The sequence below is a fragment of the Dethiosulfovibrio peptidovorans genome, from assembly GCA_002748665.1.
Lineage (GTDB): Bacteria > Synergistota > Synergistia > Synergistales > Dethiosulfovibrionaceae > Dethiosulfovibrio > Dethiosulfovibrio peptidovorans_A.
Genome location: PDTB01000015.1, coordinates 234,422 through 252,536, shown reverse-complemented (window position 1 = coordinate 252,536; position 18,115 = coordinate 234,422). Strand labels below are relative to the sequence as shown.

The following is an 18,115-nucleotide window of genomic DNA, read 5'->3' as shown; positions in this document are numbered from 1 at the left end:
CTAGAGGAGGAAGGGTTCGTGGCAACATTTGTGCAACAGGTGATCAACGGGCTGTCTTTGGGCTCTATCTACGCTCTGATCGCTGTCGGTTACTCCTTGGTGTACTCAATATTGATGTTTTCAAACTTCGCCCATGGTGGATTTCTCATAATTGGAGGGTATTTGTGCTACTTTCTCCTAAAATCGGCCGGAGCTAATATTTGGCTTGCTGGTCTGGGGGCCTTGGTTGGAGCTGGTTTTTCTGCTGTGCTTACCGAGCGACTGGCCTATAGGCCCATACGGGAGCGGACCTCCATCACTTTGTACCTCCTCATCGCTTCCATGGGTATGAGTATCGTTATTGAAAATATATTCGTTATCGTGGCGGGGGGGCGTTTTCGGGCTCTGCCACCGGTGATCCCGACCTCGCCCGTTCATCTCTTTGGTACAGCGACCACCAGTGCCCTGGACCTGATATCCCTGGCGACGGCTTTCATTTTTTTGGGGGGACTACAGATATTTCTCTCTCGAACGAAGTGGGGGCTGGCTATTCGTGCTGCGGCCTGCGATCTTCCGGTCGCTGGCCTCATGGGAGTCAATACGGGTAAGCTTATATCCCTGGTTTTCTTCGTCTCTGGGCTTCTGGCTGCTGTGGGGGGGATTTTCCTCTCGGTTCGGTACACTCTGTATCCCCAGCTGGGGATGATCACCATCAAGGCCTTTGTCGCAGCGGTCATCGGTGGTCTTGGTTCTCTGCCTGGTGCTGTGCTAGGGAGTATGATCTTAGGCCTCTCCGAGATGTTGACTGCTGGCTTTTTCTCCAGTCAGCTTCGGGATTTAGTCGTCTTCGCCCTGTTGGTTTTTACCTTGATCGTTCGGCCCAGCGGGCTGTTCGGTAAAGACATCCAGGAGAAGGTGTAGCCATGTCTGCGTATATGGAGGGCATCCTTATCCTCTTGCTCATCAACGCCATGGCAGCTATGGGCGTCTCCCTTCTTACCGGATTTACAGGTATCTTCACTCTTGGGCATGCGGCCTATCTGGCTTTGGGTGCATACACCACGGCTATCCTCACCTTGGACTACGGAGTTGCCTGGTTTCCTGCGGTTTTAGCCGGAGGGGGCGTGGCTATGCTCGTAGGTTGTCTCATTGGGATACCAACCCTCAAGCTTATGGGAGACTATTACGCCATCGTGTCCATCGGTCTGGCCGAATCCATCCGGCTCATTTTGGAGAACTGGCAGAGCCTCACCAATGGCGCTCGAGGGCTGGCTGGGATCGATACTTTCACTACGTTGCCTGTGGCTTTTGGGTTTTTTGTGGTTCTGGCAGTGTTTGCCTTCTGTCTTATCGATGGTCGTTTAGGCCGGGCTTTGAAAGCCTGCCGGGACGATCACGTGGCTGCGGCTCTTTTGGGTTTCAACGTGGCCCGGATCAGGGTCATCAGCCTGTCCATCTCGGCCTTGTACTGTGGCTTGGCTGGTGGACTTTTTGCTGGATTTATCTCCTTCATTCAACCCATGATGTTCGACATGCTCAAGTCTACCGAGATGACCGCTGTAGTCGTCTTTGGTGGACTTGGGTCCATGAGTGGCTGTATTTTGGGGACGTCGGTCATCACTCTTGTCACAGAGCTCTTCCGGCCAATATCCCAGTATCGGATGCTCATCTATGGTCTTGTGTTGGTGCTTGTCATGGTTCTCCGGCCCGAGGGGATGATGGGGCAGATGGAGTTTCGGGGTCTCCTTCGCCGTATCTTCAGAAAGGGCGGTGATCGGTCATGACCATGGCCCTTGAGCTGGACGGATTGAACAAATTCTTCGGTGGGGTCCATGCTGTTCGGGACGTGTCGTTTTCCCTTCAAGAGCGAGAACTGGCCGGCCTCATCGGCCCTAATGGAGCGGGTAAAACCACCATTTTCAATCTCATTACTGGCGTCTACCCTCTGGACTCAGGGCATGTAACGGTCCAGGACCAAGATATCACTGGCCTCCAAACCTGTCAGGCTGTGGGGCATGGTATCGCCCGGACATTTCAGAACCTGCGGCTTTTCGGGGGTGCCACTGTTCTGGAGAATGTCATGACCGCTGGTCAGAGGCATCATGGATACTCATTCTTTGAGGCAGCCACCCACCTGGGACGGTGGCGATCCGTGGAGCGTACTATTCGGGACGAGGCCATGGAGCTCCTGGAACGGGTTGAATTGACAAAGGAAGCTGATCGTATGGCAACGACCTTACCTTACGGCCACCAGAGGCGCTTGGAGATAGCCCGGGCTTTGGCTCTTCGGCCTTACTTGCTTCTCCTGGACGAACCCGCTGCGGGCATGAACCCCGAGGAAGTGCAAGATCTGAACAGTCTCATCAAGGGAATACACCGGGATTTCGACCTGACTATCCTGGTCATTGAGCACCATATGGAACTGGTCATGGAGATATGTCCTCACGTGGTCTGCCTTAATTTCGGTGCTGTCATTGCTGAGGGCTCCCCCGAGGAGATTCAGGGTAATCCTGAGGTCCTCAAAGCCTATCTTGGCGAGGAGGTCGAGTGATGGACAGAAAACCTCTCCTGTCAATTCGGGGTCTACAGGTGAGCTATGGTGCTATCAAGGCACTTTTGGGCGTGGATCTGGACGTCTACGAGGGAGAGATCGTCTCGGTTATTGGAGCCAACGGTGCCGGTAAGTCTACCCTCATGAATGCCATCATGGGCGACGTGCCTCGTCAGGGGGGAAGCATCTCTCTGAACGGTGATCCTCTGTCATTTAAGAGCTTTCAGGTGGTGGCCCAAGGAGTTTCCCTGTCCCCGGAGGGACGACGGGTTTTCGCCCCCCTCACTACTGAGGAAAATCTTATGATGGGAGCCTTCCCCCGAAAGGATCGGGACGAGATCAAACGTACTCTGCATCACGTCTTCGATCTCTTCCCCAGGCTCAAGGAACGCCGCAGGCAGTACGCTGGAACCCTTTCTGGGGGAGAACAGCAGATGCTGGCCATCGGACGGGCTCTCATGTCCACCCCCCGGGTTTTGCTTCTGGACGAGCCCTCCCTTGGTTTGGCTCCTATCATCATCAAGGATATCTTCCAGGAACTCAAAATCATTAACAGCGAGGGAATGACCATCCTCTTAGTAGAACAGAATGCCCGTCAGGCCCTGAAACTCTCCCATAGGGCCTATGTCCTTCAGACGGGACGAGTGATCATGGAGGGGCCGTCTCAAGAGCTTCTGGTCAATCCCGAAGTTGAGGCCGCTTATCTGGGTACCGGACATCACTAAATTTCAGAAAAAATCGAAAATAATGAAGCGGAGGCGAGGGGAAAGCCCTTGTCCCCGCTTCATTGGGTTTAAGGAGGTTAGCTATGAATATCGCTACCATAGACCGATATCAGCTTCTTCGTTCATGTAAGAAAACTCTGGAGCTGGATCTATGACGCCCTCTATCGACAAGGACTTGCGAAGAGCGGAGGGGCGAGGAACCATTCTACCATCTCGATTCTACGGTCGCTCCTGTTTTACTGTGGCTCGGGATCTTTTGGGATGTGTGTTGGAGAGCCGGATAGAGGGGCAGCTCGTTTCGGGGCGGATCGTGGAGACCGAGCCGTATATCGGAGCGTATGATCGGGCCAGTCATGCCTGGCCCATGAAGAAGACCCCCCGCACCAGGGCCATGTTCGGTCCTGGTGGGAGGGCCTATGTTTTTTTCGTCTACGGGATGCACCATCAACTCTGTGCTGTAACTGGTCCGGAAGGGTGCCCTGACGCCGTTCTTATACGGGCTCTGAAGCCCTTGGAAGGAATCGCCGTTATGAAGCGCCGCCGAGGACAGCTCCTGAAGCGACTTTGTGACGGTCCTGGTAAGCTCTGTGCGGCCTTGGCCGTGACCTCAGCCCACTATGGAAGCGACCTAAGCGACCCAAGTTCCCCTTTGATCGTTCGAGAGGGTGAGCCCGTAAATGATCAGGACGTTCTCGCAGCTTCCCGTGTCGGTGTCGCCTACGCAGGGATTTATGGAACGGTTCCCTGGCGGATGTACGTAAGGGACTGTCCCTGGGTGAGCGTTACGGACAAAAATGCTGTTCCGTATCGATCGTTGCCGGTCTCAGTTTTTGGTCCCCAGAATGAGTGATTTATTTACCCGTTTTTTGCAAGGTAAAGCTCTCCAAAAGACGTTGGAGTTCCTGTGTCGTCGTCGTAATGGATTAAGAGACGTCGGTAATCATATCTGCAAAGTGGTTATTTTCTTCAGCTGTTTTATTTAAAGATTCCTTTGCGTTGAGGACTTCGTCGATCGATTGGCCCATGCTCTGTACTCCGACGGCCATCTCCTCTGGCGATGTCGCTTGCTCTTCTGATATGGCGGCGATATGTGGTAAGAAGAGCTATAACGATTGAAACCGCAAGGCCATCGAGAAACAACACCATGATCAACACCCTGAGACCACGTCCCATCAGGGTATATTCCTTGTCATCCACGATACCGATGTATGTCCAGCCAGGATCCTTATTCGTAGACTACAGCACAAAATGAGCGTTCCAGAAGGTTCTGTCCCTCTCAAATTATCTCTTTCCGGCGGAGACCTGTCTTAGGACTCTCGTAACCGGGAATATCGAAATCTGATGCATGACTTCCTATCGTTTGGGGTGCGCGGGGATTGGAGAAGGTCTTGCCGTTAGGCGCGTTTTTGCAGAGCTTATACCAGCTTCGAGTCCGTGGATCGTATCCTGGAGGACGATCCGACATGGGATACGACATGTATCCGCCCTGGGCCTCTGTTCCAAGGGAAAAGAACGAGATAGAGGGGCTGCTTTGGACGAAGCTTTTGAAATCTTCGTGGATTATCCTGGCTTGAGGGCCATAGAGTTTTGGATCCATACGGACTTTGTTTTTGGAGGTTGGGCCTCCAGATGTACGTAGGACACCAAAGAAGTTCCAGAATTTTTAATAGTGGTCTGTTTTGAGAGCATGCTCGCCGTCTCTTGAATGGATTTGAGATAGATAGCGATGCCCGTAGGGACCTTGGTGACCTCGTTGTCTATCTGGTGCTCGTACTTGCTGTTGATGACATGCATGACGGGGCTGATTGAGACTACGGGCAACAACGCCACGATGGAAAAAGCCAACATAACTCTGAAGGTAATACTGTTGAAAAAAGGTACCAACGCTGATTTTTCAACGTCATCTTTCGGAACTGGAACGTTTGACCCCATTCTACAATTCTCCGTATCAAAATAAAATCGATGCCTTGATATCGCAAAGCTAGGAGCGGTCGTTTTCTTGGTTGTATATCACGATACGTGAGGTTTATTTTTTAAATTACTAATCAAAATCGGTTGAGAAGACACACAAAAGGGAAGATTAAATTTCGAACGTGCCCCTTCTCAATATTTTTTTGTTTTTCATCATGAACTGTCCTTTGCCAATCAGGTGATACAGTTCCAGCTCGGGGCTCAAGACGGCCAGGTCAGCATGGTATCCTGGAGCTATGTGCCCTTTGCCGTTCAAACCCAGTTGCTTGGCCACGTTGGCCGTGACCATCGAGAAGGCCGTCTCTCGGGAGACGATTTTGGCCTCAAGAGTGGTCCGAATCGCTCGAAGAAGCGAATCGGGCGATCCTATTCCCATACCTAGAAATTCGCCTCGTTCGCTGAAGCGTGGCATGCTCCCGTTACCGTCGGAACTCAGGGTCACCCGCTCCATGTCGGCTCCGGCGCGGACGAAGGACTCAATCGCGGCCGGGGTTTTTTTATCCGCAGTGATGTCGGCGTAGCCGCCGTCTTTTACCAGGCGGATTGCGTCTGCCAGCAGCTCTTTGGTACGGCTCACGTGTGTGGGCAGAAGATGACGCCACGGGATATCCAGACCAGACAGAGCCTCTCGAAGAGGCTCCAGCATGGAGGGTTCAGACCCCATGTGGATACAGACCACCCCAGGTTTGCCCGAAAGAAGTCCGGCAACCCGAACATCCGATATAAGGCGTCGGAGCTCGTCCGTCGTGGGGTGGGGGCTCCGATGATCGGAGAGGGCTATTTTGACACCGATCACTTTATCGATCACGGTGAGATCTCGTCCCACTGAACCGGTGATCGTGGGTGATGGGATCTGGTAGGAGCCTGTGTAGATCCAGGTGCTCAAGCCTTCGACCTCCAGACCTCGGGCCTTGGCCAGAAGCTCTGTTAGGGATCGGGAGAAACCGTCGGTACCCAAGAGCCCGACAGCCCCGGTGATTCCAGCCCGTACAAAGGAGGAAAGCTGGGCCGGAGGGGTTCGGAAGGCCGGGCCTCCCTCGCCTCCAGCTCCGTTGAAGTGGTTGTGCTGATCGATGAGTCCCGGTGTCACCAAGAGGCCAGAGACGTCCAGGATGCGGATATCAGGGAACAGGGTTTCGACAGCCCTCTGATCGATCTTGGGTTCCATGGCCAGGATGATGCCGCCTGCTATCAGTATATCTCGAACTCCGAGTTCCCGAGGTTCTAAGACGATACCTCCGGCGATAAGAACCGCCGGAGGTATCGTGTGTTTTTCATTCACAACTTTGTACCTCCGTTTGTCCGATAGGTGCCTATGCCTGCAGCCAGGCTCACGACTCTAGTATAACCCATGACAGCTGAGGATGGTCACGATGTCTGTCAATGATATAGAGAGGAACAACGTTACGATACTACTCTTGATAAATCGATCTCGAAGCGCAGCAGTCAGAATCTTGGCTGTTCCTGAGTTCTCACGTTGGCTGGCAAAGATAGTACTGCGTGGCCGCTGTACACGGATCGCTGATAAGGGGGTAGAATAATCGGATCATGGTGGATTTTGTGGGTACCATGACCGTGAGGAGGATTGCTTATGGATGAGCTTCATCGAAATAACGCTCGTGCGTTAGTTACAGCTTGTGTCGAACTTCAAGGCATTCACGAGCTGTTGGAGAATGAGGAACTGCCGTCGTTTTTCGTCGCTGTGCCTGGCGAACGGAATCCCCTTTTGGTTGTTTTGTCGGTGGATCCGGCAAACAATAAGGTGGGGGTATCCCTTCATCGTGGTTTTATGTCTCTCTTCAACTCAGGTACGTTACAGCTCAGGGATAACCTTCATTTTTTCACGTGTACTATCGGTAGCTGGGACTCTCTGCCCGCAGATGCTATTGAGTGGTATCAATCCATCGAATGTCAGCCAACGGAGGGGTTGTGCCCCGAGCCCTTGGTATACGACAATGTTATACAGGATTTTCGTATGCCCGATAATGACGAGGTTCTCGCCATGCTGTACGCTATCCGAGGCATCATTGAGATCTGCCGTAAAGGGATACACCAGGAGGGGCTTTTTGATGAGCAGAGGCAAATAATGCTTTTTGTGTCGGGAACACCCGATTATCCTCTTCTGGGAGTTGGGCAGCTTGTAGGAAAGAGTGATGGTCAAGGCGAGGTCTCTCCTCTTCCCAGGTTGAGCGAGGCTGTTAAAGACCTGCCTGTTCTGGGTGGGCGTTGGACTGTTGTAGCTCGAAGCAAGATCGATTCTGACGGCAACTGTCAATCCGCCCTAGTCGTTCAAATGGACGGAGCCAAAGGACCCTGCCTCATCGTCCCAATAGAGGGAAAAAGCCTATGCGCCCAGTGGGACGCTCTTGAAAAACTTTTTCTTTCTGGTCCTGAAGGTGAGCCGGGACTTCCAGCGATCATTGAAATATGTAATGCCACTCTTCTGTCTACGGCTGAAACCCTTTTAGGCGAGCGAGTGGTCGTGATCTCCGGTGAGGAGTCCGATGCAATGATGTCGACCTTCCAAAAAAGAGGCGTGACATAATTATTGGGTTCAGAGCAAGACGTGTACATGGATATCGCAGTTAAAAAGCAGGGCTTGGGTTCCGTCTCAGGCCCTGCTTTTTTACGTCTTTAACCCACCATTATAGCTGATACGTCGCTTTCCACGGTCTCAATGCCCTTAATTTCGAAGGTCTCTACCAAGAGCTTGGCTACATTAGGTGAGAGAAAACCTGGTAGGGTAGGCCCTAGGCGGATATTTTTCACCCCCAGGAACAATAAGGCCAGGAGCACGGCGACGGCCTTTTGTTCGTACCAGGCGATATCATAGGAGATAGGCAGGTCGTTTATGTCATTCAGACCGAAGATCTCCTTGAGCTTCAGAGCAATCATGGCCAGGGAGTAGGAGTCATTGCACTGACCAGCGTCCAGAACTCGCGGGATACCTCCGATGTCGCCGAGGTTCAGTTTGTTATATCGGTACTTGGCACACCCTGCTGTCAAAATCACCGTGTCCTGTGGCAATGCCACAGCTACGTCGGTGTAGTATGCTCGGGACTTGTGGCGCCCGTCGCATCCGGCCATGACGATGAACCGCTTGATGGCTCCCGAGGTAACGGCTTCCACGACCTTGTCGGCTAAGGCCATGACCTGGTTATGGGCGAAACCTCCTACGATGCTTCCGGTCTCCAGTTCGGTGGGTGGCGGACACCCCTTAGCTTTGGCTATCACGTCGGAGAAATCCTTCGGTTTGTCGCCTTTTCGGTCAGGGATGTGAATGATTCCGGGATACCCTGTCATGCCTGTGGTGAACAGGCGGTCGCCGTAGGTGTCTTTGGAACGGAGGGGAACCAGGCAGTTAGTGGTCATGAGGATCGCACCGTTGAAGGCCTCGAATTCGTCGTTCTGTTGCCACCAGGCGTTGCCGTAGTTCCCCACGAAATGGTCGTACTGTTTAAAGAATGGGTAGTAATGCGCTGGAAGCATCTCTCCGTGAGTGTAGACGTCCACACCGGTTCCCTCGGTTTGCTTCAGCAGCTCTTCCAGATCTCGAAGGTCGTGCCCGCTGATGAGAATCGCTGGGTTGGACCGGACGCCCAGATTCACCGATGTGATCTCTGGGTGACCGTAGGTCTCTGTGTTGGCTCGATCCAGTAGTGCCATGGAGGTAACCGCTACCTCTCCGGCCTTCATGATCAACCTCACCATATCGTCGGTAGTTCGATCCTCCGTTGTGGAGGCCATGGCCTCCATAAAGAACAATTCGATGGAATGATCCCGGTATCCCAAAATCGAGGCGTGGTCGGTGTAGGCGGCGATCCCCTTGAGTCCGATGATGAGCATTTCCCTGAGAGAGCGAACATCCTCGTCTTTTGTGGACAAGACACCGACCTCTTGGGCTTTACTGAAAAAGGATTCCTGATCGGAAGGTATCCAGGTCGCAGCGTCGTGAACGACTTTGTCGAAATCACGTCCGTAACGTTCCCGGTATGCTTTGAGAGTGCGGTTTTTCAGGGTATCCCGATGGATCAGGGCTTCGCCTATCATCTGGACGAATCGATCATCATCCCAGTTAGCGTTGGTAATGGTGGCGAAAAGCCCTTCGGCCATTATCTGGCCATCCTGGTCCTCAAGCACCTCCAGTTCGTTGGCCATCATTCCCCAGATTCCGATTCCTTTCAGGATGTAAAGCAATAAGTCCTGGAGGATGGCGGTGCTTTCTTTTTTCCCGCAAACTCCCTGAACGGTGCATCCCGTGTTTCGGGCACATTCCTGACATTGAAAGCAAAACATCAATGATCCTCCCCTCCTGTGAATCTTTCCGGTTAAATGGATGTGCTATCTTCTATATCGTCTAGGCCCCCTCGACGCCGCCGGCTACGCTGACCTGGGGATTTGATTCGCCGTAGATCTCGGTGAGCTTGGTTACTATGGTCAATCGGTCAACGCCTCGATTCTCCATGTCCTTGATCAGCTGATAAGCCCCAAAGAGAGGGGATGGACCGATCTCCGATGCGAAGGTGCCAATGCCGCCGTTCCAAGTCATGAGGGAGAATACCTCGTCCAACTCTTCGACGGTTGTTCCCAGGGCGTAGGTTTTGATCAGCTCCCGAGTTGCCTGTCGGAATCGACCAGCTCCAACGCCATTGGTCAACGACAGCAGCAGCTTGGTTTTCATGTCTATGGCTGGGTTCTCTTTTCCCCAGATCAGCTGCCAAAAATCCACCACCCGGGACGCCAGATCTTGATCCACCTTCTTGAAATTCAGGATAGCTGTGGGCTTCAGGGGCATGTCCCCCGTTTTGTCGTAGAGGGACGTTCCACCCTGGGTTCGGCAGAACCAGACTCGGTATTCCCGATCCGAGATCCGCTCTGTCTCGTGCTCAAATCCCAACTCGGCAAGGGCCGAGTACAGGGGGACAGGTTCGAAGGTTTGAACGATGCAGATTCCATCGCCGACCTTCAGGGAACGGCAGGTCTTCAACAGGTTGGGAAGAAAGTTCCCCTTGGCTTGACGTACGTCCATAATGCGGAATTCTTCTTTTTTGTGGTTCCATTTTTTTGTCATAACGATATCCTCCTTGCTCCTTGGATGAGGCCTCTCTTTGAGTTCTATAATGAGACAAGACGATGACGGTTACCTTGAGAGAGATCAAAAAGAAACTACGGGAAACCTCTGAAAACTCAGAAACTCGCCTCAGGTGGTTTCGACGGAGCCCATTCGAGGTTCGTATTTTTGACCTGCCGTCGTGAAGTATCGACTGGGGCGAGGCGGATGTCGTCCCAAGCCGGGAGGGCACAGGAGGTGCCCTACGGTTGAAAACAAGGAGGTGTTTTTGTGATGGAGAGGTCAGAGGTGCTTCGTGAGATAACGGGATTTTGGGGCCTTCCTCCGACGGCTCTGGAACGAGTGGCCTCGGTTGCTGTGATCAAACGACGTCGAAAGAAAGAGATCCTCTTTGCTCAGGGAGACCCTGGGGAAGGTTGTTTCGTGGTGGTTACGGGACAGGTCAAGATCTACAAAATGTCTTCAGAGGGGAAGGAGGTTATTTTTCGTATCTGCCGGCCTGGCGATCTTTTTGCCCAGGTCACCCTGTTTTCAGAAGGGTGCTACCCCGCTTCGGCCCAAGCCCTATCCGACTGCGAGCTTTTGCTCTTTCCCAGGGTTACTTTTTTGGAACTCATTGGTAAGGAGCCTCAACTGGCTCTCTCGATGCTTGGGAGCTTGTCCATGAGGATGCGGCAGCTTACGACTCAGATTGAGGGGCTGGCCCTCAAGGAAGTGCCCGGTCGATTAGCCACCTACTTGATATACCTGCACGAGAAGCAAGGGAGTCCCGATGCTGTGGTTCTGGAGAGCTCGAAGGGACAGCTGGCCGCGATTCTGGGGACCACACCGGAGACCCTGTCCCGTATCTTTGCCAATATGACTGAACGGGGGCTCCTGCGGGTGGAGCGATCTACCGTACTCTTGATCAATAGACCGGCCCTGCTCGATTTGGCTGAGCAGGGCCGGTATGAAGGTCGATAATACCAAAAGGGAACCTCTAAACGACCCTGAGACTGGGAGATTACGGATGTTAGGTTTTAGAGGTGCCCAAAAGAAAAGGCACCGTGTTGGGCGGTACCCCTGTGGGGTGTGAAATCAATCACCCTGTGTTTGCTGACGGACCGTATGGATCTTTTCCAGCAGTTCTCTGTGCCAGAGTACGCAAGCCGACAGCGCCAAGTAGGCGACGACAAATGCTACAGTATTCATGGTCCATTCCTCCCTTTCTGTGGCGATGTGCGGTGCTTGAGGTCAGTTTTCACATGATAAGTATAGAGGTCTGTTCGTCGAGGGGCAAGAAGACTGTTAAAGGTCAGCATAAATCAGCCTTTTAAAACGCACGATAATAACAATCATATACTGATCTTTGCCACTAAAGATGCGTATCTTGTATGAAAGCGGATGACGTTCTTTCTACTCTTAATCTGTTGAGCTGGCGAGACAGGTCACGATCGTTCCTCGAGAAAATCCTTTTCGTGGTGGTCGTGATCAGGGATATCAGCCCCAACCTCTATGCAGCGAGGGGTTCCAGACAAAAGGCCCTTTCCGTGAGCGCTTCATAAGTCAATTTCTGGAGGAGCATGCCCCTGCATAACTGAAAGTCTCTATATGGTTACCGGCAAAGAACTCCAGGGGAAGTCAGAGCATCATGCCTTTGTGGAGGGGTGCCTGAGAACCTGTATTGCTCAAAAGTAGATCCATCCTGGAAGACCTGAGGCTGGGAGACTCGGATGTAGGTTTTTGGAGGTGTCCGTATGGCAAAATTCTTCGCGTATGTTTTGTTAAATAGAGTCTTATTCATAAATATTTAAGTTTTTAGTCTTTGGTGTTCATGGTCGTTGAAAATCCTCCCATCCCTTCCCATGGCTTGACTCTGTTCTCATAGACTCTTACACAGAATCTTTGTGGTCACAGGAGGCCCTGGGTTTAGTAAAGGGGTTTCAAGATATTGATCTTTTTAGACCTTCCCCGTTTTTCAGTGGGACAAGGTATTATATAAAGCCCATGGAAGAGTTTTATAAAGGAGGACGTTGCGGTGTTCCGACGTGCTGTGTGTTGCCTCGTCCTGACGATAAGCTTGCTCATGTGGGGAGGGGAGCTCTGGGGAGATGAGGCCCGAGTTCTCGATGTGCTTGATGGCGACACCTATCGAGTGCGATGTGCCCATGGAGAAATAAACGTCCGATGCTTGTTGATCGACACCCCCGAGCTTCATCATCCAGTGCGGGGTGTCGAAGAGTTAGGGATGGAGGCCCGTCGGGCCGCCGTGGCCATGATCGCTTCCCGGGATGTGGAGTTGGAGATTCGGGGGATTGATCGGTACGGCCGCACTCTGGCTCACGTATGGTTTACAGGTCCCGAAGGACCACGGCTTTTGGCTGAGGAGCTTTGTGCCATGGGGCTGGCTCTTCCTCTCCCCATGGGAGACGGTTTGGAGCATCTTGATCTGGTGGAACGTGGGGTAAGCCAGGGAAGATCGTCAAGGTCGGGGTTGTGGGGTATTGCCCGAAGAAGAGCGTATACTCCAGCTCAGGTTTCATCTGAGATTACTGCATTGAGAGGACACTTTCTCTCAGTTACTGGAGTGATCAGTCGCACCGTTGTTACCAAAGCTTTTCTGACGGTGTACCTGAAGGATAGCTCTTTGCGGCTTCGACTCAGGCAGCCAGTGATATCGTCGCTCTCCCCGGGCCTTTTTTGTCCAGGCTCGGTCGTCACTGTGACGGGGAAGGTCGTGTCCGGATATGGGGGGCCTGAGATGGAGATTGGCTCAATCAAACAGGTAGAACATATGTAGTGGATAACTCTTTGTCCAACGCTAATTCACAGGTCAACCCACCACTTATCCACAGGTTTGTCCACGATATCCACAGTTTTTGGAGGAAAAAAGTTGACAAAGAAACTTTGTACGGGCCTTTTAGCTCTTTTGATTCTGATCGTTATCGCAATGGCACTCGGAGTTCCCTTCGGAGGGGAAATCGTCCGACAAGCTCTTGAGGCAGAAGGGAGTGTTTTAAATGGCGGAACTCTATCGATAAAGGCTGTCGATGGCAATCCTCTAAGAGGCTATGATCTCCGGGGACTGAATCTGGCCGATAGCCAGGGAACCTCAGTTGCTACTGTGGAGCGTCTCTTTGCCCGTCTCGATCTTGTGACTCTCCTGGCGGGACGCCTGCGACTGGCACAGGTCTCTCTTGAGGGAACACAGATCTGCGAAGAACGAGTGTCTCATATAATTCCTCAAAAGGGTAAAGCGTCTCCCTCAATAGAGCTGGGGCAACTGGATGTGCATCGCATCCGATCCATGAGTGGCTTGGAATGGTCTGTGGATCGATGTCAAATTCTTCGGGAAGGGCAAAACTGGGCTATTTCGGGGGACGGAGCATGGAAGGGGCTATCAGTGAACGCTCAACTTCTGGTGAGCACTGATGAAGGGGCTCTCTCTGTAGTTTCGTCGTCGGTGAGGGTTCTTGGTGGAGAGATGCGCCTTGCCGGAAAGCTCCTGCCACAACTGTCCGTCTCGGGAGATCTCTCACTTGCTCTGAAACGCATGGAAATGTTGCTTCCTTCTCTTTGCTCCATGGATGTGCAGGGAGAGCTCTCCATGGATTATGGCCTTACTGGGAATCTTGAAGACCCTCGTCTTTCTGGAATTGTATCGGGGCGATCTCTTGCCGTCTTGGGACTGCCCGTGCCCGATATCTCTGGGGCTGTTCGGATCGATAAAGATACCTTGACTTTTGTGAACTGGCGAGGGGCCTCGGGCGATGTATTAATCTCTGGAGATGGTAGGCTGAGTTCCTCTGGTCTCATTCAGGTGAACGCTCATGCTCGAAATCTGGGGCTTGATCCCTGGCTTGATTTCATGCCTCTCTCGGAAGATCTGGCGGCATCTGTTCGAACTCTGGATCTAAGTCTTTTTGGTCCCTTTGATGCCCTGAAGGGAGTTGTTTCCATGGATGTTTCCCGGGGAACTGTCCGAGGTATAGCGTTCTCCGATCTTAAGGGATTTGGTCGATTGCAAGAGGGAGGGGCGATTGAGGTAAGCGGAGCTCTCTCTCTCCTGGGTGGTACCGTTGCCCTGAAGGGAGGGCTGGACGCGGTATCTCGTGACATGGATCTGAACGTGACGGTTCGAGGAGTGCAGGCGGACTTGCTGCCAACCGGCCTGGGAATTCCCGAGGATCTGGAAGGGCTTGTGGATGCCGACCTTCACGTTCAACGAATCCCTACCTCTCCGACGATTACCGGGAACGTGACGATACGTAAGCCTCGGGCCGTGGGTGTCGCTTTCTCTCATGCCACAGGGACGATCCAATACGATGATGGCCTGATTCGGCTGCCTTCTTTCACTCTGTCCGTGGCTGACGGCGTTCTGGTTGGTGCCGGTCGCTTTCGTTTTTCACCTGAACTCAAGACGTCTTTCCGAGGAACAGTGCAGGGCGTGCAAGGAGCTGGGTTGGTTCGCATCCTGCCTTCTCTTGAAAATCTAGCCCTTAAGGGGAGTGTTGATGGTCGCTGGACCTATCGGCAGATTGGCTCCGGTTCCGGACGTCTTACGGCGAAGCTGAAGTCTCAAGAGATCAATTTCGTTAACGTCCTTCCTCTGGCCCGTCCCCATCTCGACTTGGTTTTGAACGGAGATAAACTGACCGTTCGTGAGGGTATAGCCTCGTTATATGGTGGAAAACTTGCTCTTTCGGGAGATCTTTTCTTGAAGTCTGGCGCAATGAATTTTTCAGGTCAACTTAGAGAGATGAAGAGTAAAGAGCTTTTTCAGGGGCTCGGGGATCTGGAGGGGGAGGGCATCGTCGATGCCCGCTTTTCGCTGACCGGAAGTGTTGGTGCCCCTAAAATCCACGTCTCGGCTCAGGCCCCTCGAATTGACGTGGGCTTCTTTCCTCTGGAGAACCTCTCGGTACGTTTAGATACAGATGGGGATCGCCTGGTCTCTGTCATGAAAGGGCAGCTTGGGGGAGCTCCCCTCACTGGGGGTGGCTGGGTCCGGCTGTCTTCAGGAAAGAAGAAGGGGGCCCTGGATCTGGAGGCAATGGTTGACGGTCTGGATATCCGGGGATTTATGCCCAAAGATGTCTCCATGGGAGGTACCGTTTCGGGCAAGCTTCATCTTCTCGGCCCTTTAGGCCGGAGTAAGCTGTACGCTCGAGCAGTGGCCCCTCGAATCCAGGTGGGGAACGTATCATTTGTCAGTGCCGACTTGGGGGGATATCTGAGACGGGGGGATGATGTCTCCTTTCGGGCCTCCAGTCTCTTCGGAGACAGGCGTATTGTCGCTTCCTGTGATCTCGTTCCTCAGGAGGGCGCCTGGGGAATTCGGTTCGTCGCATCAGGTAAGGATGTGCCCCTGACAGCCCTCTCCCCTGTCTTGGAGGGCGTCGGTTCCGGTCGGGTGAATCTGGATCTGACGGGGCTCTGGTCAAGAGGCCGCCTTAATGCCTCGGGCAGGGGGAGTTCCGAAGAGATATCTATTGCAGGGCTTCACCTTCGGTCGGTTGATATCCCCCTCACTCTTACGGAGAAAAAACTTCGGGTTATGGAAGGACGGGCTCAGGTGTACGGAGGAAAGGCCGTGGCTGACCTTGGGGTGGCGTTTGGCAGAAAAACCTGGAAGGGGCGGGTATCAGTGGTCAGTGCCGATCTGGCTCCTCTGATGAGAGACTGTACGGATCTTTCGGGGAGTATGGCTGGGAGCGTGGACGTGAGGCTTGATATCTCGGGCATTGCTGGCCGCGCCTTCCTCATGAACATCGATGGCTACCTCAAGGGACGTTCAGTGGAGTTTCGGGATTTCGCCGTACTCAAGTCCGTCACCAAGGGTGTCCCCCTGAAAATCAGGGACATCTCGGCTAACTTCAACTTGAGCGGCAATGAACTTTTCATACTTCCGGGAGGCAGAGCCTCGGCATGGCCTCATGACCCCGTGTTTAAATACGTGGCTGCGAGTGGCTCTGTGCGATGGGGTAACGCTGTCACTTCTCAGAAGGGGGAAGAGTTGGATTTATTGTGTGTAGGGGAGGTCAATCTCAAGGCCTTGAATTCTTTTTTGGGAGCACTCAAGAGTATCCTGAATGCGTCCATTCTGGACAAGATCAGGGATCCTCGAGTTTTGGTCAGTGATCTACTGGGAGAGCTCGTGGGGGGCTATTCCAGGAACGATTTTCGGGAAGTTCAACTTCACCTGGGTGGTAGCAGAGAAGCCCCTGAGGTCTCCGAACTTCGGATCAAAGACGAGACTCCGATGGGGTCCAGTATTCCCTCTCTACCTGGAGATTCAGAGACTACCGAACCTAAAATACGGATAAAGGTTGACATTCCTACGGGAGAGGGCGGTTCACAGGGTGACGAAGCCGGAGATCAAGTAAAGGATCAGATTTTAGAGGGGCTCATTCAACAAATCGTTGGTGGCTCCGACGATCCATAGTTCTCATATACGAAAAGGCGCCCCTCGTAAAGATCAGGAGGCGCCTTTTCGTAGAGAACTCTTTTAGTTTCCTGCGTCTGCCGAGATGTCCGAAGAGGCCGGCTCGGGGAGATTGATCGTTACCTTATACATCTCTCTAAGCTTCTTGATATAAGAAGTGAGGGTCTCCCGCTGCTTCTGCTGGAGGAGCTGCTGTCGAATATCGTCCTTCACGTCGTCCAATGGCTTAATAGAGCTGTCTTTATGGTCTGTCACCTTGATCAGGTGATAGCCGAACTGTGTTTTCACCGGAGCGCTGATCTCGCCTACCTTGGTCTTGAATGCCACTTCGTCGAACTCAGGAACCATCTGGCCCTTGGTGAAAAAGCCCAGGTCGCCGCCTCTGGCTTTAGATGGACAAGATGAATTGGCCTTGGCAGCATCCTCGAAGCTGATCTTCTTTGCCAGGATGTCCTTGCGAAGTACCACAAGTTTTTTCTTGGCCTCTTCCCAGTCCTTCTTTCCAGCGTCTTTAGAAACCTGAATGAGTATATGACTGGCCTTGACCGTCTCAGGAACCTCAAAGGCGGCCTTGTGTTCATCGTAAAAGGTTTGTACGTCTTGCTCGGAAACTGACACGTCGCTCAGGATTTTCTCCATAGCCATGCCGGTAATCACCCGTTTCTCTAGCTCGGCTATGGTCTCTTTGAATTTTTCGGTCTCCTGGAGCTTATTATCCTTCCCCCAGAGGTAGAACAAGAGCGAGTTGGCCATGTCGTTCACCAGTGCCCGTTTCCCCTCGGGGGAGCTGAAATACGCTCTTTGATTAGGCTGGGCCCCTTCAACCACGCGGTTGAGGTCAGCCTGAGTTACAGACTCTTTTCCCACGGTAGCCAGAACCTCATCGGCTTTTTTATCAGCTGCTAGGACTGATCCAGTCAAAAGCAGGGTTGCAGCTAAGGCAAGGGGTAGGGCGCGTGTGCGTATTTTCATCACAGAAACTCCTCCAACTGTTTATCAAAAGATTTGTTGATTGTGCAAAACAAAGACACTTATACCAGAAAAACCGACATTTATCCATAGGCATATATACGGAAAAGCCGCCTTGACGACCCTTTCCCATGACTGGTATGCTTTATTGGTGGGAGGTGAGAGTTTTGATTCAGGTTATTCCCCTCAGCTGGGAAGAATTCAAAGAAGCTTTTGCCCACATCTTTCGAGAAGTGGATCGTTTCCTCAGGGATATGACTGACTATACTCTGTCAATTCGACATACCCGATGGAGTCTTCGAATAGACCATGACCGAGGTTGGATCATCTTCGACTATACGGGACGAGAGGCGGCGAACATAACCAGGCCGACAGGGCCTCATCTTTTCATAATTGAGGGGTGTCCATACCTACATCTTTCTTGA

Annotated in this window: 15 protein-coding genes; 10 read left to right on the top strand and 5 right to left on the bottom strand. The window is 52.6% G+C overall.

Translation table 11 applies throughout. From position 1 onward, the window contains the following. The first annotated feature begins 18 nt into the window (after window positions 1-18). From CSA35_02505 to CSA35_02485, 5 genes are all read left to right on the top strand, one after another. Window positions 19-900, top strand: a complete 882-nt coding sequence (locus CSA35_02505; GenBank protein ID PIE55319.1) for a branched-chain amino acid ABC transporter permease — start codon at window positions 19-21, stop codon at window positions 898-900. A 2-nt stretch (window positions 901-902) separates the two neighbouring features. Next, window positions 903-1,763, top strand: coding sequence for a branched-chain amino acid ABC transporter permease (locus CSA35_02500; GenBank protein PIE55318.1), 861 nt, complete (start codon window positions 903-905; stop codon window positions 1,761-1,763). Then, window positions 1,760-2,530, top strand: coding sequence for a high-affinity branched-chain amino acid ABC transporter ATP-binding protein LivG (gene livG, locus CSA35_02495; GenBank protein ID PIE55317.1), 771 nt, complete (start codon window positions 1,760-1,762; stop codon window positions 2,528-2,530). The genes CSA35_02500 and livG overlap by 4 nt, the downstream gene beginning before the upstream one ends. Beyond that, entirely contained in the window at window positions 2,530-3,255 is a 726-nt protein-coding gene (locus CSA35_02490; GenBank protein PIE55316.1) for an ABC transporter ATP-binding protein, read from the top strand. Before livG ends, CSA35_02490 begins: the two co-directional genes overlap by 1 nt. Before the next feature lie 151 nt (window positions 3,256-3,406). Then, window positions 3,407-4,105 (top strand): 3-methyladenine DNA glycosylase, encoded by a 699-nt coding sequence (locus CSA35_02485; protein PIE55315.1) that lies wholly within the window; start codon window positions 3,407-3,409, stop codon window positions 4,103-4,105. A 710-nt stretch (window positions 4,106-4,815) separates the two neighbouring features. Here CSA35_02485 and CSA35_02480 read toward each other — a convergent pair. Both CSA35_02480 and CSA35_02475 read right to left on the bottom strand, forming a co-directional pair. Beyond that, the gene (locus CSA35_02480; GenBank protein PIE55314.1) at window positions 4,816-5,187 is read right to left on the bottom strand and encodes a hypothetical protein; all 372 of its coding nucleotides are present in this window, start codon (window positions 5,185-5,187) and stop codon (window positions 4,816-4,818) included. Between the two features lie 148 nt (window positions 5,188-5,335). After that, window positions 5,336-6,490 (bottom strand): beta-aspartyl-peptidase, encoded by a 1,155-nt coding sequence (locus tag CSA35_02475; GenBank protein ID PIE55351.1) that lies wholly within the window; start codon window positions 6,488-6,490, stop codon window positions 5,336-5,338. Between the two features lie 327 nt (window positions 6,491-6,817). On the opposite strand from CSA35_02475, the gene CSA35_02470 reads away from it, so the two are divergent. After that, entirely contained in the window at window positions 6,818-7,771 is a 954-nt protein-coding gene (locus tag CSA35_02470; GenBank protein ID PIE55313.1) for a hypothetical protein, read from the top strand. An 89-nt stretch (window positions 7,772-7,860) separates the two neighbouring features. Here CSA35_02470 and CSA35_02465 read toward each other — a convergent pair whose 3' ends face one another. Continuing rightward, window positions 7,861-9,522 carry a hydroxylamine reductase gene (locus CSA35_02465; protein PIE55312.1) on the bottom strand — a complete coding sequence of 554 codons (1,662 nt, stop codon included), beginning with the start codon at window positions 9,520-9,522 and terminating at the stop codon, window positions 7,861-7,863. Between the two features lie 61 nt (window positions 9,523-9,583). Next, on the bottom strand, window positions 9,584-10,297 hold the full coding sequence (locus CSA35_02460) for a hypothetical protein (protein PIE55311.1): 714 nt from the start codon (window positions 10,295-10,297) through the stop codon (window positions 9,584-9,586). 273 nt (window positions 10,298-10,570) lie between these two features. On the opposite strand from CSA35_02460, the gene CSA35_02455 reads away from it, so the two are divergent. The 3 genes from CSA35_02455 (at window position 10,571) to CSA35_02445 (ending at window position 16,721) form a co-directional block, all read left to right on the top strand. After that, window positions 10,571-11,260 carry a transcriptional regulator gene (locus CSA35_02455; protein ID PIE55350.1) on the top strand — a complete coding sequence of 230 codons (690 nt, stop codon included), beginning with the start codon at window positions 10,571-10,573 and terminating at the stop codon, window positions 11,258-11,260. A gap of 1,054 nt (window positions 11,261-12,314) precedes the next feature. Further along, the gene (locus CSA35_02450) at window positions 12,315-13,076 is read left to right on the top strand and encodes a hypothetical protein (GenBank protein PIE55310.1); all 762 of its coding nucleotides are present in this window, start codon (window positions 12,315-12,317) and stop codon (window positions 13,074-13,076) included. A 93-nt stretch (window positions 13,077-13,169) separates the two neighbouring features. Further along, a complete protein-coding gene (locus CSA35_02445) occupies window positions 13,170-16,721 on the top strand; it encodes a hypothetical protein (protein ID PIE55309.1) in 3,552 nt (1,183 codons plus the stop codon). A 63-nt stretch (window positions 16,722-16,784) separates the two neighbouring features. On the opposite strand, the gene CSA35_02440 is transcribed toward CSA35_02445, so the two are convergent. Further along, complete coding sequence (locus CSA35_02440; protein ID PIE55308.1) at window positions 16,785-17,693, bottom strand: peptidylprolyl isomerase; 909 nt, start codon at window positions 17,691-17,693, stop codon at window positions 16,785-16,787. A 164-nt stretch (window positions 17,694-17,857) separates the two neighbouring features. On the opposite strand from CSA35_02440, the gene CSA35_02435 reads away from it, so the two are divergent. After that, on the top strand, window positions 17,858-18,115 hold the full coding sequence (locus CSA35_02435) for a hypothetical protein (protein PIE55307.1): 258 nt from the start codon (window positions 17,858-17,860) through the stop codon (window positions 18,113-18,115).